Source organism: Zoogloea ramigera (assembly GCF_006539865.1).
Taxonomy (GTDB): Bacteria; Pseudomonadota; Gammaproteobacteria; order Burkholderiales; family Rhodocyclaceae; genus Zoogloea; species Zoogloea ramigera.
On the sequence record NZ_BJNV01000182.1, the window covers coordinates 1 to 916 of the forward strand.

Here is a 916-nt window from a genome sequence, read left to right on the forward strand (position 1 = left end):
TGGCGCTTTGTCCGTACGGAAACCATACGGAAATTCTAACACGAACAAACAAGACTCAACTAGGCCACATAAACAATATAAATCAATCTGTTAGAGTACGCCTGCGGACGCTTCAGACCGCTTCAGATCGCTATTTCCGTCCCTCCGAAGGCAGGGGTCACTGGTTCGACTCCAGTCGGGCGCGCCAAACAAATCAATGGGTTAGATCTTAAGGGTCTAGCCCATTTTTGTTTTGTGCCCACGCCGTGCCCATCCTGTGCCCATGCCGTGCCCCACGCTCCGGCAGCTTTTCCCCCGAGGCACGGTTTTGAGTACTGCTTTCCGTGCCTCCGTTTTCACGGAGCCGAGTCGTCAGATACTCGCTCGAACAGATCCCCCACCCCGCACGCAAACAAGTCGCAGAGGCGGTCGATCGTCTCCATGTCCACCCGGTTGGCCGTCTCGTTGTAGAGCAAGGTAATCGTGTTGCGGTGAAGGCCTGTTTCACGGGCTACGTCAGCAATCTTGAGCTTTCGCTCGCCCATCATCCGGGACAGGTGACATCGGATCATTCTTTCCTCCAAAACAAAAAGTCATCCCAGATGACAAAAATAGATTGAAAACGACTTTCTGAGAGCTAGAATGTCATTCAGAACGACAAAACGCCCAGCTGGGTGCGTTTTTGCAGTTCTGCGTGATTTTAATTCTTGGAGACCGTCATGTCACTGACCTACCTCACCACCGACGAGTTGTCGGCTCGCATCAAGTACGACCCACGGACGATTCGGGAACGTCTGAAAGACAGCGTGTTGATCGAAGGAACGCACTACATCCGCCCGTTTGGTGGCAGGAAGATTCTGTACATCTGGGAGCACATCAAGCGCGATATGGGCCTGAAGTCGGTTGAGAGCCACTTTGCTATCCCCATGGCGAATGC

At 52.9% G+C, this 916-nt stretch carries 2 protein-coding genes; one reads left to right on the forward strand and one right to left on the reverse strand.

What is annotated here, in order from left to right:
- Window positions 1-335 precede the first annotated feature (335 nt).
- Entirely contained in the window at window positions 336-551 is a 216-nt protein-coding gene (locus ZRA01_RS20340) for a helix-turn-helix domain-containing protein (RefSeq protein ID WP_141355190.1), read from the reverse strand.
- 147 nt (window positions 552-698) lie between these two features.
- Between ZRA01_RS20340 and ZRA01_RS20345 the strand changes: the two genes are divergently transcribed.
- The coding region (locus ZRA01_RS20345) for a hypothetical protein (RefSeq protein ID WP_141355191.1) at window positions 699-916 on the forward strand (218 nt) is incomplete at its 3' end.

What these genes read in the sequence shown, in the direction of transcription:
- ZRA01_RS20340 (WP_141355190.1), bottom strand. Translation starts at nt 551, where the DNA reads ATGATCCGATGTCACCTGTCCCGGATGATGGGCGAGCGAAAGCTCAAG.